This window comes from Streptacidiphilus jiangxiensis (assembly GCF_900109465.1).
GTDB lineage: Bacteria > Actinomycetota > Actinomycetes > Streptomycetales > Streptomycetaceae > Streptacidiphilus > Streptacidiphilus jiangxiensis.
In genome coordinates, this window is the sequence record NZ_FOAZ01000054.1 from 1 (window position 1) to 17,864 (window position 17,864).

16 protein-coding genes are annotated in these 17,864 nt (G+C 68.4%); 5 read left to right on the plus strand and 11 right to left on the minus strand.

The window, feature by feature from the left end; genetic code table 11:
• Positions 1-315: 315 nt before the first annotated feature.
• From BMY61_RS42435 to BMY61_RS42450, 4 genes are all read right to left on the minus strand, one after another.
• Positions 316-519, minus strand: coding sequence for a hypothetical protein (locus tag BMY61_RS42435; RefSeq protein ID WP_143094792.1), 204 nt, complete (start codon positions 517-519; stop codon positions 316-318).
• Positions 520-867: 348 nt separating this feature from the next.
• The gene (locus BMY61_RS42440; RefSeq protein ID WP_177240410.1) at positions 868-1,386 is read right to left on the minus strand and encodes a hypothetical protein; all 519 of its coding nucleotides are present in this window, start codon (positions 1,384-1,386) and stop codon (positions 868-870) included.
• A gap of 76 nt (positions 1,387-1,462) precedes the next feature.
• Positions 1,463-2,227: a GntR family transcriptional regulator gene (locus tag BMY61_RS42445; protein WP_042459500.1), complete on the minus strand. Its 765-nt coding sequence runs from the start codon at positions 2,225-2,227 to the stop codon at positions 1,463-1,465.
• Positions 2,228-2,285: 58 nt separating this feature from the next.
• A complete protein-coding gene (locus BMY61_RS42450; RefSeq protein ID WP_042459497.1) occupies positions 2,286-2,705 on the minus strand; it encodes a TIGR03668 family PPOX class F420-dependent oxidoreductase in 420 nt (139 codons plus the stop codon).
• 204 nt (positions 2,706-2,909) lie between these two features.
• Between BMY61_RS42450 and BMY61_RS42455 the strand changes: the two genes are divergently transcribed.
• Positions 2,910-3,695, plus strand: a complete 786-nt coding sequence (locus BMY61_RS42455) for a hypothetical protein (RefSeq protein ID WP_042459494.1) — start codon at positions 2,910-2,912, stop codon at positions 3,693-3,695.
• Positions 3,696-3,857: 162 nt separating this feature from the next.
• Here the strand turns inward: BMY61_RS42455 and BMY61_RS42460 are convergent, their stop codons facing one another.
• The 4 genes from BMY61_RS42460 to BMY61_RS45730 all read right to left on the minus strand — a co-directional run bounded on the left by BMY61_RS42460 (position 3,858) and on the right by BMY61_RS45730 (position 9,909).
• Positions 3,858-4,841: a helix-turn-helix domain-containing protein gene (locus tag BMY61_RS42460; protein WP_052439481.1), complete on the minus strand. Its 984-nt coding sequence runs from the start codon at positions 4,839-4,841 to the stop codon at positions 3,858-3,860.
• Positions 4,838-5,725 carry a replication-relaxation family protein gene (locus BMY61_RS42465; protein WP_042459491.1) on the minus strand — a complete coding sequence of 296 codons (888 nt, stop codon included), beginning with the start codon at positions 5,723-5,725 and terminating at the stop codon, positions 4,838-4,840. The genes BMY61_RS42460 and BMY61_RS42465 overlap by 4 nt, the downstream gene beginning before the upstream one ends.
• Positions 5,722-8,334, minus strand: coding sequence for a P-loop NTPase family protein (locus BMY61_RS42470; RefSeq protein ID WP_052439480.1), 2,613 nt, complete (start codon positions 8,332-8,334; stop codon positions 5,722-5,724). Before BMY61_RS42470 ends, BMY61_RS42465 begins: the two co-directional genes overlap by 4 nt.
• 534 nt (positions 8,335-8,868) lie before the next feature.
• Complete coding sequence (locus tag BMY61_RS45730) at positions 8,869-9,909, minus strand: SCO2583/SCO2584 N-terminal domain-containing protein (RefSeq protein WP_063773403.1); 1,041 nt, start codon at positions 9,907-9,909, stop codon at positions 8,869-8,871.
• Between the two features lie 275 nt (positions 9,910-10,184).
• Here BMY61_RS45730 and BMY61_RS42480 point away from each other — a divergent pair, with 275 nt between their 5' ends.
• The 3 genes from BMY61_RS42480 (at position 10,185) to BMY61_RS42490 (ending at position 11,688) form a co-directional block, all read left to right on the plus strand.
• A complete protein-coding gene (locus BMY61_RS42480; RefSeq protein WP_042459487.1) occupies positions 10,185-10,397 on the plus strand; it encodes a hypothetical protein in 213 nt (70 codons plus the stop codon).
• Positions 10,398-10,643: 246 nt separating this feature from the next.
• Positions 10,644-11,156, plus strand: coding sequence for a GNAT family N-acetyltransferase (locus BMY61_RS42485; protein WP_201777650.1), 513 nt, complete (start codon positions 10,644-10,646; stop codon positions 11,154-11,156).
• 88 nt (positions 11,157-11,244) lie between these two features.
• The gene (locus BMY61_RS42490) at positions 11,245-11,688 is read left to right on the plus strand and encodes a hypothetical protein (RefSeq protein ID WP_143094791.1); all 444 of its coding nucleotides are present in this window, start codon (positions 11,245-11,247) and stop codon (positions 11,686-11,688) included.
• A 39-nt stretch (positions 11,689-11,727) separates the two neighbouring features.
• On the opposite strand, the gene BMY61_RS42495 is transcribed toward BMY61_RS42490, so the two are convergent.
• Positions 11,728-12,540 carry a tetratricopeptide repeat protein gene (locus tag BMY61_RS42495; protein ID WP_075004290.1) on the minus strand — a complete coding sequence of 271 codons (813 nt, stop codon included), beginning with the start codon at positions 12,538-12,540 and terminating at the stop codon, positions 11,728-11,730.
• Between the two features lie 288 nt (positions 12,541-12,828).
• On the opposite strand from BMY61_RS42495, the gene BMY61_RS46895 reads away from it, so the two are divergent.
• On the plus strand, positions 12,829-12,969 hold the full coding sequence (locus BMY61_RS46895) for a hypothetical protein (protein WP_161791357.1): 141 nt from the start codon (positions 12,829-12,831) through the stop codon (positions 12,967-12,969).
• A 396-nt stretch (positions 12,970-13,365) separates the two neighbouring features.
• Here the strand turns inward: BMY61_RS46895 and BMY61_RS42500 are convergent, their stop codons facing one another.
• Positions 13,366-13,902, minus strand: coding sequence for an SMI1/KNR4 family protein (locus tag BMY61_RS42500; RefSeq protein WP_075004271.1), 537 nt, complete (start codon positions 13,900-13,902; stop codon positions 13,366-13,368).
• 90 nt (positions 13,903-13,992) lie between these two features.
• Positions 13,993-17,864: RHS repeat-associated core domain-containing protein (locus BMY61_RS42505; protein ID WP_177240414.1), on the minus strand; the 3,872-nt coding region annotated here is incomplete at its 5' end.

The window sequence follows — 17,864 nt, forward strand, 5'->3', positions numbered from 1 at the left end:
ACTGGACCTGGCGTGCAGCGCCGGTCGATACAGCGCCCTGATCGCGCGGAGGGCTGCGGTGAGCACCGCACTGTCTGCTCGCGCCGGGCCGATTCCCTGTCGGATCTGGGCGCTCTGCTGCGTCACGTAGGAGGGTCGCTGCTGGTCGGGAGCGTGATTTAGCACGGTTCGCCGTGGGCTGCGGAAGCTCGGCTTGGGCAAACGACCTGGCACCGGCATGGCGTGCCCGGCCATTCGGCGTCGACCATGCTGTCGAAGCAGTCCGGTTCTTGCTCCTCGGCAGGAGGCTGGAGTTCCAGGCCGGTCCGGGGTGCGTCAGCGAAGGGAACTCGCCGCGGCTCGCTGTGCACCCAGGCCGCCGCGGATTCGGTGGACGTCGTACGTGGTCTCGCCGCCGTCGGTCTCGAGGCGGCTCAGCTCGCGGTCGAAGGTGTAGAAGGTGCCCATCACGCCGAACAGCTGCCGGTTCCGGACCCGGACCGCGTGGCAGCCGTCCAGTAGGTGAGGGCACTCGCGCACGGCGATCTCCGCGCAGGGCATACACAGCGGTTTGGGTGCATGGTCTCGACGTCGCGGGACCAGGTGCTCGCGTCGTCTTCGATCAGCCACAGGGTGCCGGCCTCGGTGTGCGAGGCTGGGCCGCCGCAGACCTGGCACCGGTTGCGGGTCACGCAGCGGCGCTGGCGCCGGGCGTGGACCTTGCCGTATTTGCGGGCGCCCTCGGTCCCCCGCAGCCGACACGATCGCGTGTCGGCTCCACAGGCCCCGTAGGAGTCTCGGTCCCCTAGGAGTCCACCGACATCCGCCGAGTTAGCCGCTACTGCGGCGGGGAGCATCCCGCTGCCTGCCCCGGTATGCCTGGCCAGCTCACTTCGCGGCCTCGCGCTCCAGCTGGTCCTCGAACACACCGATGATGCTGGCCAGCGTCGTCGGACTGAACAACTTCGCCTCGGGCCCGCGAAGCCACCGCCCGGCCGCCGGGTGGATCAACCCGGGCATGGGGCAGACGAGGTATCGGCCCGTTCGCAGCAATTCACAGTTGTTGCTGAGCCACTGCCAGGTGAAGTCGTCGGTGTTCGGCACCGTCAGGAAGTACATCCAGGGGGATGCGTGCAAGACGGGCCCGCACAGTGCGCCATGGCCCCAGGTCGCGAAGATGCGCTCGCCGAGGGCTTCGGGCAGACGGATCGCGTCGAAGAAGCGGCCGCACTCGACGGTGACGAGACCGCCACGGGAATGCTGCCAGTTCCAGTGATCCTGGGCGCTCGTGTTCGTCATGGCGGGCGTGCGCTCCTCCCGGGGCAGTGAGCAGCGGCTGGCGCCGCACAGTATCCGGAGATGCCGGCGCTCCGTCAGCGCCAGCTTGTATATCCAAGCTGCTTCCACGATAGGAGCTGGCTGCATGGATATACAAGCCGGTAGCTGGCCGACGGCCCCTCAGGAACGTGCCGGCAGAACGGATCTACGGAATGTCGATCACGAACTGGAAGCTGTGCCGGTCGCCGGGCATGCGGGAGTCGAGGACCTCGAGGATCTCGCCGGAGGCGGCGTGGCCGACACGGAAGACGCGGGCGAGCGGCACCCCGTCCGGGATTGCGAGCAGGTCGCGCTCGTCCGGCCATGGCATCCGGATTTCCAGCTCCTCGACGAACTGCACGAACCGCTGACGAATCGGCCCGGCGGGATCCTCGATCAGCGCGCTCACTCCGCCACGGATGCGACGCTGCTCCTCGACGGGCGTGCCCGAGAAGCGCGCGGCCAGATAGTAGGCGTTGACGAGCTGCATGGGTTCATCGTCGACGAGGTAGCGGAGGCGTCGGACGATGGCGGGGGTGCCCTCCGGCACGTCGAAGCGCGCGGAGATCTCGGCCGGCATGGGGACGTGCTCGACACTGCGGAGTTCTTGGCGGGCGACGTGGCCTTGGGCCGCGGCCTCGGCGTTGTAGTTCGCCTCACCGGTGCTTCGGCGTCTTCGCCAGTTGGCGCCGGTGGTGAGCATCTGCACGGCCGGGCGCGGCCGCACGGTCGTCGGCTTTCCCTGCTGGGTGGCGAGCAACCCGTCGGCCTTGAGGAGCGCGATCGCCTTGCGAACCGTCACGCGGGTCGTCTCGAACCGCGCCGCAAGCTCGTGCTCGGACGGGATCGGCTCGCCTGGCGCGAGCTCCCCGGAGAGTATGGCGTCGCGCAGGGCGTCGGCGATCCTGCGGAACAGGGGCACCTGGGTCATGGGCACGCGCGACCTCCGCTTGCGTATACAAGCTCCAGCCTACGGGAGCATCTGGCCGTCAGTCTCTGTAGGACCAGCCAGAGATGTGGTCGATCGTGATGGCCACGACGGCGCCGGCCGGACGCGCCTCGGCGTACTGGGGGTACTTCGCGGCCAGGAGGTCCAGGGCGCGCTCGCGCTCGGGGCCCTCCTCCCAGATCTCCGCGTCGCCGTCGCCCCGGACCCACCAGAGCTGGGTCCAGTCGTCGTCGTAGAAGTCCGCAAGGACGCTAACTCGCGGGTTGTCACGGATGTTCTTAAGGCGGCGCAGCGCGGTGGTGCTCTTCGGCTTGTGATCAACGGCGAAGTAGAGGCGGCTGCCCTCGGCAGCGAAGGTGATGGGAACCAGGTGAGGCTGGCCCGCGGGGGAGACGGTGGCGAGACGGACAGCGCGGGCAGCAACGAGTCGCTCACGGGCCTGCTCGGACGTCAAGTTCATAGGGGAGACGCTAGTGGGCGGCTGCGATGGCGTGGGTATCACGCTTGGCGCGGACGCGCCGTCACGTCTGTGCACTCCGCCACCTGAGGCCTCGCCGCTGCCGAGTAGGCGCCGAGCCGCTCCCTCCGCCGCCAGGTTGCGCACTCTGAGGATAATTATCTATTATTTGGCTCTCACACTCTGTGGAAGAGGAAGGACCCGGTCATGCCCGGTACTGGCATCGACTTCGACGCCATCGTTGCCGTCTACGGCATCGCGCCGACGCGGCTGCGCTCACTCGTGACGCGGAGCGCGGTGACCGGGTTCCCTGCTGCTGGCCCTGACGGGCAGTGGTCCGCGGAGGAGGTGGAGCTCTGGATGGGCGAACTGGTGTCAGCCTCCCAGATCGCCGGCCTTCTGGAGCTCAAGCGCGCCCAGACCGTTTTCGCCTACGAGCAGCAGCCCGGCTATTTCGTTGAGCCGGACCTGGTGGAGACGACGAATGCCGGGCGCAAGCAGCGGCGGTGGCGCCGGGGCAAGGTCCTGGCGTGGGACGCCAAGCGGCCAGGCCGCGGAAACCCCGAGCCTCGCAAGCCTCGGTCGGTTGCCGAGGTGCCGGCCGATGTCGACGTCAGCCAGGCCACCCTCAGTTCCAGCGAGGCGGCCGCGGTCCTCGGCTACGCGAGCATCAGCAGCTTCACCTCCGCGCACGCGCAGGGCCAGTTGCCGCAGCTGGGTGAGCCGGGAGCCCCCGAAGCCGGGCCTGGCCGGCCGAGCCGCCGGTGGGACACGAACCTGGTCCTGGCGGAGGCAGCCCGCCGACGCGTGACAGCGGCCGGGCACCAGGCGCGCTTGGAGGCGTGCTTGGAGGCGTTGCGCGCCGCCTGCGGAGCCGCAGTGTCCGCTGTGGCCCTGAAGGAAGCGGACCAGGGCGACGCCACGCTGGCCCAGTGGAAGTCGGCGATGGCGCAGGCGCGGCGTCAGTTCAAGCGGGAGCAGCTGACTGACTGACTGCGGCCGGGCAGGACAAGCGGCCGGCTCCTCGTCCCGCGGGGGCGAGGGCGGGAGGTTGGCTTCCTCCCCCCGGCCGCACTCTCCGGCCGACCGGGACCGCTGGACCCTTACCGGAGGTGTGATCCAGTCTAGCGGCGCGAGTCGCCGTTCCGGGGCGGCTCACCGGGCGCGGTCCGCTGTGGCGCAGGCACGGCACAACGCCTCGCCGACGGTGAGAGGGCGGCCGCACAGGCCGTCGTCTCCGGGGCACTCACGATGAACGCCGCGATCGGCCGGTCGCTGGGGCGCGGGCGGCGGACTGTCCTCGGCCGGGGGCACGGGTGTGGCGAGCAGGTCCTCGATGCGCCAGGCGAGAGCACCGCGGGGATGGCTGAGGTCCTCGGTGTCTGCGGTCAGCACGGTCAGCAGGCGGCTACGGCTCCAGCCGCGGCACAGCAACTCGTCCGCCTTCGGGCCGAGGCGGCGCAGGGCCGCGCCGGTGAGGGTGAGCTGCGGGATCCGGTCGGATGCCTCCCACAGCAGGTTCTGACCCGCAGTCGTCTCGGGCGCCTGCGGGTGGGCGCCTGTCTCCCGGGAATCGTCTCCCACCTCTCCTCCCCGGAACGGTCCGCCGTCGCGCGGCCGGCCGGGACGGGGTCGGGTGGGGTTGGTGTTCTTCGTCTTGGTGTTCTTGTTCTTGGTGTTCTTAGGGGTCGGATCAGCCGCTGGCGGCCCAGCCGCTAGCGGATAATCCACCACCGGCCGCGACCTGCGGTTTTGTCCGTCGCGGCTGGTCGGGGCCGGTGACGGGTTTTCCACCACCGGTGCTGAGCTGGGCTGGAGCGGCTCGGGGGTGTCAGTGATGAAGTACTCGACCGGGCCCAGCGTGCCGTCGGGCCGACGTCCCTGGCTGCGGTACAGGTACCCGCATGCCTCCAGCTCCCGTAGTCCGGTCTTGACGGAGTCGAGGCCGTCGGTGGACTGCTCAGCCAGGCGGTTCGGGGTGATGCCGTAGCCGTCACGGTGGCTGGCGAGGAGACCGAAGATCCCCTTGGCCTTGAACGACAGCCGGGCGTCGCGGAAGAGGTCGTTGGCGATCTGGGTGAAGCGGTCGGCGGCCATGGTGCCGCGGCGGATCCGCGGATACGTGGTGGTGCCGCTCACAGCCCGGTCCACCCCCGTGCCGTCGTGTCGTCACCGGCGAGCGGTGTCCAGACCGGCGCCGACGGTCCGTGGGCTTCGAGTTCCTCGAGGATCGCTGCGCCGAGGGGGACCTTGCGGGCCAGGCGGGCGGCCATCGGGTTGCCGGCCGCCATCGCCCGCAGGTCGTGGATGCGGTTGTTCAAGGTGGTGGGCTTCGCGTCGGTAAGCACGAACAGGACGCGGGGGAAGACCGGGTAGTAGCGCATCCAGGTGGGATGGGCTTGCCGTGCGCCGGCGGCGCGGCGCTGGCCTGGGGCGGGGAGCGGGGTGTGGTCGAGGAACCGGGCGTAGGTCATCAGTTTGGCGGCGAGGCGTTCGCTGCTCATGGTGGCGCGATCGACTTCGACGAAGGCTCGCAGCTGGGTACGGCCGCCGGGCTGGTTGGCGGTGTAGCGCAGCAGGGCGTCGGCGACCAATGCCTCGGCACGGGACTCGGACAGGCGGTGGTAGACCTCCGGGGTCCAGTCGAGGGGGCCGTAGTCGTCGCCGTGGCGGCGGGCGTCGGCCAGGAAGGCCAGGTGGGTGCGCAGCACGGCGAGGGTGTGCGGGGCGCGCAGGCGGACTGTGGTCTGTTCGGTCGGGGCCGCGGGGAGGTCTTGGTCGCGCAGTTCGGGCAGCTGCTGGGCCAGCTCCCGGCCTGCCGCCGTGAGGTACCACAGGCGCCTGGAGCTGGGCCGGCCGAGGAAGACGTGGTCGGCGAGCTGCTGCTCGCGTAGGCGCTGCAGGTGAAGCCGGGTCGCGTTGGGGCTCCGGCCCGTGCCCGTCAGCGCGTGCAGCTGGTCGGTGGTGGCCAGGCGGTGCTGAGCCAGGCAGGCGACCAGCAGATAGGTGGGGGTCTCGGTCACTGAAACTCCGTGGTCCGGGCGGGGTGGGGGCGCTCGGGGCGCGGCGGCGGGGTGCGGTCGGCCGGGCTGGTGAGGAAGGCGAGGACGGCGGCGTCCTGCTGGTCGGCGAGCTTGTGGAGGTAGGTGGCGGTGCGGGCGCCGACGGCTTGGATGCTGGTCTGGGTGAGTTCGCCGAGGTGCTTGCTGCTCTTGATGGCGCCGAAGACCTCGGCGGGCTGGGGGCCGCGTACGGTCAGGGGTCCGCGCTGCTTGCCTCCCGCGGTGAAGGACAGGGCGTGGTGGTAGCGGGGCAGTTCGGCGACCTGGCGGATGCTGAGCGCGCCGTGCCACTGCTCGGTGATGGCGCCGACCGAGTCGGTGGAGCCGGAGGTCGTCGACAGCGCGGAGGCGTTCTGCAGCAGGGAGGCGCGGGTGGCCGGGTTGATGCGCTCCAGCAGCTGGGCCAGGACGTGGAGGCGGATGCCGAACTTGCGCAGCTGCTCGGTGATGTCCGCGATCGTGGATCCGGTGCCGGCCTGGTCCAGCGAGATCAGCTCGTCCATGAAGACGTGGAACGGCTTTCGCTTCTTCTCCGGCAGGTCGCCCCGGGACAGGCCGGCGCGGAACACGTCGCGCATCAGGAGGTTGACCATCAGGCGCTGGGTGGGGCCGGTGCCGCCCAGGCACAGCCACACGATGCGGCGCTTGTCCATCGCCGCCCGCGCGTTCCACTTGCCGGTGGGGGCGCCGAGGAGGGCGTGGGCGACGGGGTCGGCGGCGAGGCGGTCCAGGGGGTTGAGGACGGGGGCGAAGGCGTCGTCGCCGTAGGCGGTGAAGGTGGTGCTCCACCAGGCCCTGGCCTTGTCGGGGAGCTTGTCGAGGACGGCTTCGCGGAATGTCGGGTCGGTGAGCAGTGTGCGGACCTGGAACACGGTGGCCTGCGCTGCGGGTTTGCCGGCGGCGACGGCCTGCCGGTTGACCTCGACCAGGGCTTGAAGGGCTTTGAAGAAGACGGTGGTGGCGCGGGGTGCGGTGTGGTCGTCCCAGCCGAGCACGATCGAGAAGGAGTCGACCGCCGCTCGCACGACCTCGTCGCCGCGCTGGCCGGCGTCCATGCCGAGGAGGTTCCACGAGGGCAGGCGGGAACCCGTGTCTCGTCCGGTCAGGTCGATCCGCCAGACCCGGTCTCTCAGCGACTCGTGCGCCAGGTACGGGGCGGCCGCGTCCCAGGAGTCGGCGTGGGGGTCGACGAAGAACACGCCGTCGCCTGCGAGCGCGACCGCGAGTGCCTGGACGACGGCGCGCGTGGTCTTGCCGTAGAAGGACTTGCCCACGGATACCGAGAAGAGGGTTTCCTCGAGCGGTGAGGCGATCAGCCGGGTCACCCCGTCCGGGCCGTGGTACCAGCCCTGCGGCATGAGCGGCGCGCCGAGTTCGTAGGCGGGCAGGACGGCTGCGGTCAAAGGCTGGCGGCAGTGCACGGTCGGGGGCTTGAGCAGACCGGAGAGCTCGCTGATGTTCAGCCAGGAGTCCGCGCGCGGCGCTACCTGGCCCGTGGTCCAGCGCCGGTCGAAACCGCGCCGGCGCAGGGGGTGGTTGGCGCTCCACTGCCACGGGCCCAGCCGGGTGCCGTCCACGCGCAGGCGGGACCGGCCGGCGAACACGTCCATCGCGGCCGTGAGCGCCTTCAAGGAGCGTTCGGCGCGACCCTTGACGTCGGAGGCGCAGCGCACGAGGAGCTGGAGACGGACCAGGCCGACGTCGTCACCGAGCCTGCCCCAGACCTGCGCGGCGTCGACCGGGCGAGGCCGGACCGTCATCGCCATGCGCCGGCCCCCGTGGCCGCGGTGGCCTGCGAAGTCCAGGAGATGCGCGAGTTGGACGACAAGCGAGTCCTCGATGGCGTCGGTGTCGGCGATCGCCCGACGGGTCGCCTTGCGCGCCTCCCTCTGCGCGCGGGCCCGCGCTGTGGCGGCGAGGTGCCAGCGCTTCAGGCGCAGCCGCCACGTCGGGACAGGCTGGAGGTCGACGATCACCTCGGCGAGGTCGCCGAGATCCGCGCGCACGTGCGCGACGGCGTCCACGATCGGCTGGAGCGGATCGGGCTGCAATGGCACCTCGCGCAACGGGGCGCCCGGGTCGCCGCGCAGCACGAACTGCGCGCGCAACGTGTGCTCGCGTTCCCGGTCCCGGATCGGGCGGCAGCGCTCCACCGTCACCTGGCCGTAGGGCGTCGTGGACAGCAGGTGGCGCGCGCTGGTGTGTCCCTCCAGGCTGTAGGCGAGCGGCGTCTCCCCCGTGCCGTCGGCGCGCAGCCGGATCCGCACCGACTTCGAACGCGCGGGCGCCCACCACGGCCCGGAACGCGCCGCACGCAACAGGACCGCCGCACCACGCCAGATCTCCTCCTGGCAGGGGTCGAAGGAGCGGGTCGGGGTGAGGGTGTAACGCACGCGCTCCGCGAGAACCCTCCGCGTCAGCCACTCACGCCAAACCAAGCCGCCGGCGATCAGCGGCAAGCCGATCAAGGTGAGCAACAGTCCGTGCACCGCAAGCCAGGCCGGCAAGTGCAACAGCCACAGTGTGAAGCGGACAAACAACCGCACCAGGCCGGTGGTCAGCCCGGTCACCGCGCACACTCCCGGCCGGCCGGGGAAGCGCCGAAGATCGGCAAGAGGTTCAGAATGTGATGCACAGTCGCCTTCCATGGGGATCGATGGGATCCAACGGAAGGAGAAAACCGGCGCGAGGTCACCGACACAGTCACCAGACCCACCCGGCCGGCATCACGAAGAGGCAACAGCTGCGGTCACCACCCGGGCTGGCTGACGGGTCACCAGTCCCGGCATGACCTGTCTCAGTGAAAGTGGGGCGCGTCTCACCGAGTCGAGACCGGCGGAAGTTCGTCTCACCCAAGTTGGGATGAGTGGCAGTTCTTCTCATCGAAGTTGGGCCCACGGCGGCTGGGAATGCTTGCCCGAGGCTGGTCGTCGGTCGCGGACTGAACCCGGCCACCTGCTCAGGGATGCCAGGGCTGTCGAGTGTCTGTGCGGTGCAGCAGAATCACGGACATGTCGTCCTCGGTTTACCCCCGTGCTGCCCCCAGCCGACATCGCGGACTGACCGCAGGCGCTGCGGAAGGAAATCTGGCCGGTCTAACTCCGCTACTGGGAGAGCTGGTTGGTGGCGCTCAATACGTCGCCCCGGAGTGGTGACCCCGTCGCGCGCCGGAGCGCGCCGACCGCCGGGTCGGCGAGGGAGACGGTGAGCGTGTAGGGCGCCGGGCCGGTGATGGTGTTCGTCGAGTCGATCGGCGGGCTGAGGCGCTGCTGGACACCGAGCGCGTCGATGCCCGGGCAGAGCGCCTGGGCGGGGAGCGTAACCTCGGCGGTTGCCCCGTCCGGGGATCCGATACTGATCTTGCCCTGCGGGGTGCGCGCCGTGCCGTCGCCGAGCTTGACCGGCAGGTCGTACGCTCCGCCGACCAGCCCGTCGGGGCCCTCAATCTCCACGGCCACGCCCTGCGGGCCCAGCGGCGTGGACAGGTCCAGCGACCGACTCGCGCCCGGTCCGAGCAGGAGATCGATGGTGAAGTGCCCGGGATCCCCGGGCGAGTCCTGGGAGAAGCCGTAGGAGCCGAGGGCGAGTTGCGGTCCCGGCGGCGGGGTGTCGGACCGTCCGTCGGCAGACGCAATGGCGGCGGGGCCTGCGGGCGCGGAGGTGGCCGTCTGAGCGAAGTGGTGGAAGCCCCGCATGCCACACTCGCTGCCGTCGGAGGTCCCGCCGCCGCTCAGCGCGACGTCCGTCGACGGACGCGGTGAGCCCGGCACGTGCGAGGGCAGGACGCCCTGCGGGGAGTCGCCGAGGGAGCGCGGGCTGCTACCTGAGCCGAAGCCGATGGCCGCGACGGCGACGGAGACCGCGATCGCGATCAGCACCCCTGAACGGAGCTTGGACGCGAGCCCCGCCCGCTTCGTACGCGAGCGGGTCGAGCCGGGGGAATCCAGTGACCAGCGGCGGCCGCCCGGATCCACCGGCGGCTCCAGCCGCCAGCGCGCCGCGAGTATCCGGGTGCGTGCCGCCTGTTCCTTGACGCCGGCGCCGCGAACGAAGTCCTCGTCCAAGACGAGCCCGTCAAACGGGTCCGCAGCTGTGGGCTCCGGCTCGCCGGAGGGGCGCGGGTCAGGGTCTTCGGCTATCGGCACCGCGTCAGTATGCCGGACCGCCCTGACGCTCTGACCAGCGAGGTGCCCTGGGTCCTGGGCGCCGTGGCGGGTGCGGCGTGATCAGGTGGCGTCGACGAACAGGGGAACGACGATGAACATCTGACTTCCACCCTGGGTGGGAGCCGGTTGGGGTCGAGGATCAGCACGAGCCTGGTGAGGACAAGGTAAGCGCCAGCGCTCCGGTCCAACCTCTTTGAGACGAACCGGCGTACGACAACGTCACCTACCCGGAGCTGAGCGCACCGACCCAGGCGGTGGCGGTCGCGCACGACATGGTGAGCCGGGCGCTGGGCTTCGTGGAGGAAGCGGCCCAGGCCCGCGAGTTCCACGCGGGGTCGATCGAGGACTTCGCCTTGGAGGGGCAGCTGGAGGAGGATCGGATCGAGGAGCAGGTCCACAAGCTCGTGCTGGACGCGCCCGCGGACTGGACGGAGTCTCTGTACCTGTTTAATCCCTCGCACCGGTGATCGCGCGCCGGGCTGGGGAGGGCGGCAAGCGAGTCGAATATGTGATGCACGCCCTGCTGGTTCGCCTCTAGGGTGGCCGCCGTGCCGATGACTGACTTGCCCAGGTCCACGTATCCCCCGTTGAACGTGCAGGTTCATGGGCCGCGGTTGTCTTTGCTGGGAGCTACGGATGAGCTCCTGGAACGCTTGGTCCCGACGGTCCGGAAGGGCGTGGCCACTCAGGCCCCGTGGCCCTTCGATGATCCGATGTCCCTCTATATGGATGGGCATGAGCGCGAATGGGCCTGGCTGCGCGGAATATGGTCCGGTCGAGGTCATGTCAATGCCAGCTTCTGGCGCCTCTACTTCGTTGTCGTCATCGACGGCGAGCCGCTGGGCATGCAGGATCTCATCGGCACCAACTTCGCCGCGTTCGGAACGGTCTCGACTTTCTCCTGGCTCAGTCCCGAGGCGCGGGGCGGCGGCCTGGGTAAGGAGATGCGGCAAGCGGTGCTGCATCTGGCCTTCGACGGGTTCGGGGCCCGTGAGGCTAACAGCGAGGCGTTCATCGACAACCACGCGTCAAACCGCGTCTCCGAGGCGGTGGGCTACGTGCCGAACGGCATCACCTGGGCCACCCGGCGGGGCGAGTCAGCGCAGCTCAGCCGATGGAGGCTGACCCGCGAGCAGTGGATCAAACAGCGGCGTGACGACATTGAACTCGTCGGTATAGGCGACTGCCTGCCCGTGCTCGGGATCGACCCGTCATCAGCAAGCTGATCAGCAAGTCTTCTGCATGCGGTAGTCAGCAGGGCCCGAGCCATAGTCGGCTCCGGGCCTGCCGGGTATGCATAGGCTGTGAACCCAGATGATCCGAGCGGTGAGGACAGGCACTCTGCGCGGGGCGGTGGTTCTGGCGCTGGTGTGGGACGTGGCCGACCTGGTCGCGCAGATCGCGCACCTGTCCGTGCTGGACGCGCTACCCACGCCGCTGCTGCAGCAGCACCCGGGCGGTGAGCATGCCTGCACCAGCGCCCGCGTGCCGGACACCGATTTGTTGGTGTGGGCCCGGATCGAACTGGAGGAGTACGAGGGCAAGCCTTTGTGGAGTCAGGCTCTGCCCCAGGAGCGGTTGCGCTGGTCGGTCGGCTGGACCGGTCGCGAAGGCCAGCGCTTGTGGTTTAAGGGCCGGCGAACCGGGAGCATTGCCGCTGCCCGGTGGAATGCGGAGCGCGTCGCGCAGTGGCTGCTGGCTAACCGGTACCGGGTCACCAGTCCGCAGAACGGCGAACGGCTGATCCTGCCTGGCTGAGCGGGACGGCCGAGTCGGTCGGTCTTCGGTGGTGTCCGGTCAGGGCGCGGGGGTGTGGGGCATCCCGGCCGAGGCGAACAGCCGGGTCACCGAGGCCACGAGCACAGCGGTGACAGGGTCCGTCGCCTCGGCTGCGCGGGCCTTCGTCCACAAGGCGGTCGCGCGGTCGAAGGCGGCGCACGCGCTCGGGTGCTCGGCGCCGAAGTTCTGCGCCCAGCCCGTGGCGGCGCGCGCGTATAGCCGCACGGCACGGATGTCGTCGCCGATCTCGCGGCAGACGTGCGCGAGGAGCTCGGTGGCGTGCCCGAGCTGGCTGCTGTTCGGACCGAAGGTGAACTCCACGTCCCATACCAGTGAGCGGGCGCCGAGGACCGCGTCCAGGAGCCGGCGCTCTGTCAGCGCGCCGACGACGCGTGCGGCGGCGGCGTCGACCCACTGCGCATCGCCCGCGGCGGCGTCGACCACGCTGGTGGGCTGCGCGAGGTACACCGGCAGCTCAGCACCCTCGTCGTCGCTGCGCATCACGGTGCGCAGCGCGCTGCGCTGGGCGCTGCGCCGTGCGCGCGCACGGGTCGGCCGGTGCGCGCGGGCGGCAGCTGCGCGCGGATTGGAGTTCTGGGTGGTCGTCCAGAGCAGGGCGGCCGGCCACAGAGCCACGCACGCGACCACCGTGATGACGGCGCCCAGGGCGCGCACGGGCTCGATGCCGAACCGGTAGTCGTCCGGATGCGCGTGGTGCGCCGGGAGCGGCAAGGTCACCAGAGCGCAGACCGCGATCCCGACGAGCACGTAGAGCGTCACCGCCGTGGCGGACGCGGGGGGCTGGGGCAGCAGCAAGGGAATGCCGGACACGGAATCCTCCTCCAGGATGTGCCCCCACTCCATGCCGCGCGGGTCACCGCTACGGTCACCAGTTCGGCGGCCGCCGGTTGCGATGCCGTAACGGCCCGTCACGCGCCGGTGTGCAGCCCGGTCTGTGCTGCTGCCCGCCTGGGACGTAATCATGCCTTTGACTTGCGCTGGGTACCTTGGCGGAGACCTGGGCCGGTGCAGGTAACCAGTCCCGAACTGGCCTCCAGCACGGTCGGGAAGGGTTCGAGACCGGAACGCGTCGGCCTCGTTGGACATCGCATGAGTTCCATGAGCACGAAGTTCTTGCTCATCGCGATGACCGCCTCGGTCCTCGCGGTCGGCGCGGCAAGCGCCAGCGCCATCAGCCAGTACCAGACGATCTCGTTGGACGCGGCATCAGGCGATGGGTCCGTCACTGGTCATGCGTAACTGGACGTCACGCGCGCGCAGGCGGCTTCCGGCCCGGCTCCGTAGGGCGCAGTTCCGCGCCCTTTGCCCCGCAGGCGCCAGCCCGACACCACGCCGCAGCGCACAGCACGGTCGGAGCCCACCACCACCGTGACACCAGCCATTCAGCGGGCAGGCACAGCCCGTCCCCCTGCGACGCACTGGCCAAAGAAGGCAGCCGGCCCGGCAAACTGTATACGCAGTGCCGCCACATCTACGGGTGAGCACCGTGCACGCTGGTGCTGTGGCGACCGCGCGCCGCCTGCCCTCGCCATCAGCAGGCCGCAGCAACCGCGCCGTCAGTGAGCACGCCGCCCTGGTTCCTCACGCCTCAAACTGCCCGTGAAGGGTGCTGACCTCACTATCCACCGAAGGTGGTCAATTCCCCCTCCAGCTCATGTAAGTCGGATTCCGACCTGGAAAATCGTCCATGCCAAACGGGTTTTCTACCGATCCATCAATTAGACTTGCAACGAAACCAGAAAATCCCATCCGGTAGTATTTCCATGGATTTTCGCCGCGTTCCACATCTCGGGTGCACACGACAATATTCCAGGAATTTGCCTCGCCTTCATTGGCATGCCAAAAGATAGCATCGCTGCTTGCCGTCACTCCGACCAGAATGAGCCGGTCTCGAATTCCAAGCGAAACATCTCGCAGCCCTCGATGCTCTTGGGCACCAAGTTCAATCGGCTGCCAGTCTGAGATTTCCGAGTAGGGAGATTCGCTCACCGACGGAGTCGCGATGGCCAAGTAGCCCGCCACGCTTCCCCCTCCGTAAATCCTAACGAATTCCTTGTAGTCTGAAGGGAAAACAAGAGCCAGCCTCTCCTCCTCGGCTTCCCAGTCGATGTCATCACCGCCACCAACGGGCGGCGGAAGGATCAGGCGCAAACGCTCTATGCCAGGGTGCATGCCACTCCGTCAAATGAAAGGGCCGCCAGGTCCTGCAGGATGCAGGCCTGGCAGCCACTATATCAGCCACTTAGATTGACACGGCTGATATCACCCGTCAATTGAAGTCGGAACCTGCCTTCCGTTCCTGCTGTCCGTCACCGTCCCCATATTTGTCCACTGATCCTTTCCGCTGCGCATCATGTTCGACACTCGCGTCGAGTCCGCCCCATCGAGTCGACCGAATGCATCCCAAGACATGTATGACATTTCAAATGCATATGGAACCGTCCTCGCCCCTCGGTAGAGCGGCGTCACTTGATAGAGGACCGTATTGCCGTCATTGATGAAGCCGAGAACCTCATTTTCGAAGTCGTGCATGGAATAGAGCGGATTCTTCTTGCCGACATATGAATTTCCATCGGCACCGCAGGTGACGAGGTTCTCCAGATCCGTGCCCGACCCGCCCATCTGCCTAGCCAAAAGGTGGCAGTTGTTTACGGTGAATTCCGGCGCTTGCTTGAGATAGCCAGCGTACTTTACAGCCCAGTCATACCCAGGGGGCCTGATATCAGACTGTGTCTTAGTTCCTTTATGCGTGTCCAGATATGTACTGTTGAGACACGCCGTCATTGTGGTCGACCGGCTGCCATTGCCGACGTCCCTTTGGCCGTAATTGACCCATCCTTGCCCGTTAAACGCGCAGGTGGGACCCGTGTCGTCGCGTGCCGTGCCATCAGTTCCGGCGGTGAGGAGCAGATACCAGGGCTGGACGAACGCCTTGGGCAATCCCTTGGGACTAGGCTTCGGCTTGCCGTCACGGGTCCTGTCAGCCGCTCGCCCGTCTTGGTGGCCAGGCTGCTTCGTGGTCGTGCATGCACTGGGCGGGCAGGTCTTGGGCGGAACGGTGTGCCAGTCGATCGGCCGCACGACGGGACGCGGCGGCGCGTCGAGCACGCAACTGCCCGAGCTGAAAGCGAATGCCAGGCCTCCCCACTCCAACATGCCGAGGAAATCACCAGCGGCTGCACCACCAGCCCATGAAGCTCCACCGCCGCCAGCACCCAGGAGCCAAGGCGCACTCTGGGAGGGGTCCATTCCTCCGCCGTAGCCGCCCCACCCATATATGAGTTGGTTCTGGGCAGCGAGGTCCATCCCGTTCTGGAGCCACGCATTGTATCCATAGGCGTACTGGTAGTACTGGTCGTACGAATCGAACGAGTAGCCGTTGCCGTAGCCGCCGTAGTCCCAGGCAGGGTAGCCGTTGGGTTGGGTTACGGGATCCGGTGTGCAGCTGCTGTTGCCGCTGGGATCGGCCATTTGCACCGGATTGTCGTTGCCGTAGGCGTAAAGGTTCCCGCTGGCGCTAGTCGCGGGGTCGAGGGACGCTGTGTCGCGACTGGTGAAGTCTGCGGTTGCCGGGTTGTACCAGCGACTGGCGGTGTTGACCTGTCCGGAGCTGGGGTCGGTCCAGCCACCCTGGAAACCGACATCGTGGCTGCTTCCCGTGCTGGTCACCGGCTGGCCCCACGGGTCGTAGCTGGCGGAGCTCGTGAGCGTCGTCGCGGTGCCGTTGAAGGTGCCGACGAGGTCGCCGTGCGTGTCGGTGTAGGCGAAGGCTGACGTGCTGCCCCGGGTGAGGCTCGCCAGGCCGCCGTCGGGGGTGCGGGTGTAGCTCTCGGCTCCGTCGGACATGACGGCGTCGCTGGTGTCGTCGTAGTTGAGAGTGTTCGTTCCGGCAGTGGCGAGGCGGCCGGCCGCGTCGTAGTTGTAGTTCTCGGGGCCCTGGGTGATTAGTTGGTCGAAGGCGTCGTAGGCGGACGTGGTGGTGGCGGTCCCGCCGATCACGGTGCTCTTGAGTGTGCCGCGCGCGGTGTAGTTGTAGCTGGTGGTGCCGCTGGTTGTGAGCTGGTTGCGTGCGTTGTAGGCGCTGGTGATGCTGCCGCGCTGGGTCAGGTTGCCGTTGTCGTCGTAGGCGTAGTTTGTGGTGTTGGTGCCGTTGTTCCAGCTGCTGATTCGGCCGGCTTGGTCGTAGGTGTAGGTGTTACTGCTGGGTCCTGCGAGGCCGGTGTTGGTCTGGGTCTTGATTCGGCCTGAGGGGTAGTAGGTGTAGGCCTGGGAGGCGATGGTGCTGCCGCTGCCGGTGGTGAGGGTGTTCTGGGTTACCTGGTGCTGGGCGTTGTAGGCGTAGGTCTGGGTCGGGCCGCCGGTGCCGTAGTTGACGGACTTGAGGTCGCCGTTGCCGTAGTAGGAGTAGTTGAGGGTGGTGCCCGTCGCGGGGTCGGCGAGTGTAGCGAGCTGGCTTGCGCCGTTGTAGGTGTAGTTGGTCGTGCCGTTCTTGTCGGTTCGGCTGGCCTGGCGGCCGTCCGCGTCGTAGGTGAAGCTGGCGGTACCGGAGGGTCCACTGGAGTTGGTCAGACTGCCACGGTCGTCGTAGGTGTAGCTCTCGGTACCAGTGGGTGTGGAGAGGCTGGTGACGCGGCCTTCTGTGTCGTATCCGAAGGTGCGGCTGGTGGTTGTGGCCTCTGCTCCCGCGCCCGTCTGGCTGATGAGTTGGCCGTCGGCGTTGTAAGCGCTGGCCTGGCTAACGCCACCGGGTTCGGTGTAGCTGACTGCCTCGCCGGCCGTGTCGTAACTGGTGGTGTAGGTGCGATCGGCGGCGTTGGGATAGGCACTGGTGGCGGGGTCAACGACGGACTCGGGCAGGCCGAGGGTGTTGTAGGCCGTGTAGGTGGTGTTGCCGGTGGCCGACTGGTAGCTCGGATCGTGGCCGTTGCCGTCGGTGTAGGCGGTCCGGTTTCCAGCGGCGTCGTACCCGAAGGTCGTGGTGATGCTGTGGGTGGCGGAAGTGGGCTGGATCTGCTGGGTGAGTCGGTCCATCGCGTCGTAGCTGGCGGTGCTCGTGCTGGTGGTGCCGTCGTCCGCCGTGGCTCCGACCGAAATGGGGTTGCCGTCGAGGTCGTAGAGCGTGGTGGTACTGGAGATGGTGGCGCCGGTGCCGTCCAGGTTGGTAGCCGTCAGGGCGTTTCCGGCCTGGTCGTAGGTGGTGGTGGTGGAGGCGCCGTTGTGGGTGCTGTCTGGCGCGGGCTCGGTGGCCTTGGTGACGTCGCCAGCTAGGTCGTAAATGAAGGAGGAGGTGCGGTTGAGGGGGTCAGTGGCGGTGAGGGTTTCGCCGGCTGCGTCGAAGGTGGCGCTGCTGGACTGGCCTGCGGGGTCGATGGTGGTGGTCTTGTCGCCGGCGTCGTCGTAGCCGAAGGCGCCGGTGTAGACCACGGTGGGGCCGGGGCTGGCGGTGCCCTGGGCGGGCTGGCGGACCAACTGGGACATGGTGATCGTGCGCCCCAGGTCGTCGTAGGTGGCCTGGGTTTGCGCACCGGTCGGTGAGGTGGTCGACAGAGCCTCACCGTCGAGGTCAAAGGTGGAGGTCCAGGCCGGGGTAGCGCCGTTGACAGTTGGCAGGTCGGTTTCGACAGTGTTGCCGAGCTGGTCGTACTTGTAGTTGGTGACGCGATCGAGACCGGTGGGGTCGACGGTGGTGCGCAGGGTCCGGCCGAGTGCGTCGTAGTCGGTCTGGACGACCGCGGTAACCGCGGTGCTGGTGCCGGGGGCGGTGTAAGTGTTGGAGGCGACGGACAGGTGCGCGCCAGCAGTGTCGAAGGTGTGAGTGTAGGTGCTGATATTGCCATCGGCGTCCTTGGTGTCCGCGATCTCACCGAAGGTGTTGTAGCCGGTGGCGGTGATGGCACTGGCCGTGCCGGTTGTGGCGGTGCCGCTGCCGGCGCTGAAGGTGGTGGTGCTGACTGGAGGAGCGATGGTCTGGGTGGGCTCGCCGAGGGCGTCGTATGTATAGCTGGTGGTGTAGTTGGCGGGCGTGGCGCCGGTGGCGCTTCCGTTGGGGCTAACGCTGCTGGTCAGCTGCCCCGCCTGGTCGTAGAAGCGGGTGGTGACGGAGTTCGCCGGGGTGTTGACGACGGTGGTCTTGG